The organism is Streptococcus danieliae (assembly GCF_009767945.1).
GTDB classification, from domain to species: Bacteria; Bacillota; Bacilli; order Lactobacillales; family Streptococcaceae; genus Streptococcus; species Streptococcus danieliae.
In genome coordinates, this window is the sequence record NZ_WSRS01000118.1 from 1 (window position 1) to 3,694 (window position 3,694).

Annotated in this window: 2 protein-coding genes; both read right to left on the reverse strand. The window is 45.3% G+C overall.

Features of this window, described 5'->3' with window-relative positions; translation table 11 throughout:
- Positions 1-126: 126 nt before the first annotated feature.
- Positions 127-1,527, reverse strand: coding sequence for a dipeptidase PepV (gene pepV / locus E5983_RS08720; RefSeq protein WP_160333450.1), 1,401 nt, complete (start codon positions 1,525-1,527; stop codon positions 127-129).
- 49 nt (positions 1,528-1,576) lie between these two features.
- Entirely contained in the window at positions 1,577-3,406 is a 1,830-nt protein-coding gene (gene uvrC / locus E5983_RS08725) for an excinuclease ABC subunit UvrC (RefSeq protein ID WP_160333451.1), read from the reverse strand.
- Positions 3,407-3,694 lie beyond the last annotated feature (288 nt).

Below are 3,694 nucleotides of genomic sequence, written 5' to 3' on the forward strand. Positions count from 1 at the left end.
TTTTTTTTCACTTATCAGTTTACTAGGAATTGCTTTTTTTTGCACTCTGAATTACAAAAAAAGTTGCATGGAGAGCAAGCTTTCCACACAACTTATTATAGAACCTTATTTGTCTGATGCGATTGGTTAACGAATCAACTCATAAATGGCTTCGGCATAAATCGCTGCAGCTCGGAAAAGGTCTTCGACTTCGATAAACTCATTAGCCTGGTGCATGGTATCAATGTAACCTGGGAACATGGCACCATAGGCAACCCCTCGTTTCAAGAGACGGCCAAAGGTTCCACCACCAATGACTTTTTCCTGGCCTGGTAAACCGGTATGTTTTTCATAGACCGCTAGCAGGGTTTGAACCAGTGGATCTTCCGCTGGCACATAGTGTGGCGTATGTCCGTGTTCGGATAGGCTGACTTGAACTCCAGAAACCTGGGCTAATTTGGCTTGGATTTCCTCAGGTGTGAGCCCTTGAGGGTAACGGAAGTTCAAGGCAATCTGACTTTGGTCCGAATCTTTTTCAAAACGGAAAACACCCGCATTCATCGAAAGAGCTCCCATGCGTTCGTCAACAAAGGCCAAGCCAAGGGCACGCGCATCATGATCGTCTTTGAGAATCCGTCCAGCCAAGTCGAGGTAGGCTTTAGCAGCACCCGTAAAGGCATAGTTAGCCAAAAAGGCTGCTAGATAGGTCGCTCCATTGATTCCCAAGTGTGGGGAAGCTCCGTGAGCTGATTTCCCGATAAGTTCCAACTCCAAACCAACGGCTACTTCTTGGGCTTGGCCTTGCAAACCAACTTCTTGCAAGTAGGCCTCGAAGTCTGCCACCATGGAGGCAGGAGCAGCTGCAATCACAGCCTTGGCAGCTTCTGGCACCATGTTTTCACGAAGTCCACCGGTAAAGGATAGGAGTTGAAGCCCTTCTTTCTGCTGGCCATCGTAATGGAGGTAGACCGTAATATTTCCTTTTTCACCATTGATAATTGGAAATTCAGCATCAGGTGAGAAACCAAAATCCGGCTCTGGAAGTCCAACATGCTCAAAGTAGTAATCCATATCTGTCCAACCAGATTCCTCATCTGTCCCTACTACAAAGCGGACTTTTTTAGACGTTGGCAGTCCCAATTCCTTAATAATTTTCAAGCCATAGTAACAAGCCATAGTTGGACCTTTATCATCACTTGATCCTCGAGCATAGAGACGGCCATCTTTAATGACTGGTTTATAGGGATCTGTCTCCCAACCACTTCCGGCAGGAACAACGTCCATATGGGCAAAAATCCCTAGGACTTCTTCTCCTTCTCCATATTCAAAATGACCTGCATAATTATCCACATTCAAGGTTGAATAACCATCCCGTTCAGCCAAGGATAAAAAATGCTTGAGAGCCGCAACTGGGCCCGGTCCAAAGGGATGCTCCGCATCAGCTAGATCATCTCTGCGTTCGGAGTTGATTTCCAAAAGACTAAACAAGTCCTTGAGGAGATCATCTTTGCGCAATTCAACTTCTTTTTTAAAATCTACTGTAACCATACACTTTCTCCTTTATCCTCTATTCTACCACTTCTTCAGCAACTATGGGCTACTCCTTTTGTTTATTCGAAGGCTTCTTACTGGTTTCCTCTTGCCCTTCATCCTGCTCCAGTAATTTATCCTTGACTCGTTGTGCAACGGCTTGAGGGATTCCTAGAGCCTGAAGTTCTGCTAGACTTGCGGCTTGAATTTTCGGAATACTTTTAAACTGCTTCAGTAAGGCTTGCTTCCGCTTAGGCCCTAACCCTTCAATTCCATCCAACTTGGAAGAGAAGGAATTTTTACTGCGTACCTGGCGGTGAAAACTGATGGCAAAACGGTGGACTTCATCCTGAATCCGATGCAAGAGAAAGAATTCCTGCGATTGCCGCCCCAGCTCCACAACCTCAAGCGGGTCTCCAAACAGGAGCTCTTGGGTTTGGTGGCGATCATTTTTCTTGAGACCCGCAATTGGGATACTTAAGCCCAGTTCGCCGTGGACAACCTCCTTGGCAACCGAAACTTGGCCCTGCCCTCCATCCATGATAATCAAATCTGGCTTGGGCAGATTCTCCCGAATCACACGACTATAACGCCGGCGGAGCACCTCCCGCATACTGGCATAATCATCGGGTCCGACAACTGTTTTAATCTTATATTTGCGATACTCTTTCTTGCTGGCCACTCCGTTCACAAAAACCACCATGGCCGAAACCGGACTGGTTCCCATGATATTCGAGTTGTCAAAGGCCTCAATTCGATAGGGAGTTGGAATCCCTAAAACGGTCCCTAGATTCTCGACAGCCCCCTGGGTTTTTTCAAAATTCTTTTCTAGTAGGTCAAATTTTTGTTGCAGTGAGACCTGGGCATTTTTATTGGCCAGATTTACCAACTGCTTCTTTTCTCCTCTTTGTGGTTGGCGAATCTTCGTCGCCACCAAGGCCTGGGCGGACTCGAGGTCCACATCCTGGGGCAGGAGAATTTCATTTGGAACCAGATGATTGGCTTCTTGGTAAAATTGCCCTAGATAAGTCAAGAAGTCGTCTTCTGCATCATTGTAATAAGGAAAAAGGCTCACGTCCCTTTCAATCAGTTTTCCCTGCCGGACAAAAAAGACTTGGACACACATCCAACCCTGGTGAACTGCATAACCAAAGACATCACGGTTTTGCAAATCCTTAGCCATCACTCGCTGTTTGGTACGCAAGGTGGCGATGGCCTGTAAGAGATCCCGATACTCAGCCGCACGTTCAAATTCCAGCCCCTGGGCTGCCGTCTCCATCTTCACTTTCAACTCATCCAAAATCTTATCATCTTGCCCCTTCAGGAAATTGGATACTTCCTCGGCCATGTCCATAAAATGCTGGTGGTCATAACCTGTTACCGTGTGGGCATCGCACTGGTGTAGGTGGTAATAAAAGCAAACCTTATTGGCTGGGTTGCTACATTTTTTAAAGGGAAAAATCCGATCCAGTAGTTTCTTAATTTCATTGGCTGCCCCCACATCTGGATAGGGACCAAAATACAGGGCACCATCCTTTTTAACCTGCCTTGTTGTAATCAGGCGTGGATAATAATCATTTGTAATTTTAATAAAAGGATAGGACTTATCATCCTTGAGCATGATATTGTATTTGGGTTTATTTTCCTTGATTAAATTAATTTCAAGGAGGAGGGCTTCAATATTGGATTCGGTGACAATAAATTCAAAGTCAGCAATCTCAGAAATAAGGGCTTCTGTCTTGGTATCATGGCTACCCCTGAAATAAGACCGAACCCGATTCCGTAAATTTTTAGCCTTGCCGACATAAATAATGGACCCTTGTTGATTCTTGTGCAGGTAACAACCCGGACTGTTGGGCAAAAGGGCTAATTTATTCTCAATTAATGCATTACTCATATTAAAATTGTACCACTGCTCCCTATTTTTGCAACAGAAAAAGGGAGTGGGACAGAACTAATTTTTTCAAAATTAGTTCGTAGTCCCACCCCCGCAAGGTTGATTAGGTCGGGTTCGGAGTCCTCTCAGCGAGTCAGGAATTGACTCGCTGAGCCTATGATATGGACGAACATGAAATGTTCGCTATCAAGCGAACGATTGGAGTTTGCTTCGCAAACAAGATTTGGTACTCTCTAACAGCATACAATGCTGTTAGACCCAATCAACTACTGCGTCAAAGGTATTTTG

What these genes read in the sequence shown, in the direction of transcription:
- pepV (WP_160333450.1), bottom strand. Translation starts at nt 1,527, where the DNA reads ATGGTTACAGTAGATTTTAAAAAAGAAGTTGAATTGCGCAAAGATGAT.
- uvrC (WP_160333451.1), bottom strand. Translation starts at nt 3,406, where the DNA reads ATGAGTAATGCATTAATTGAGAATAAATTAGCCCTTTTGCCCAACAGT.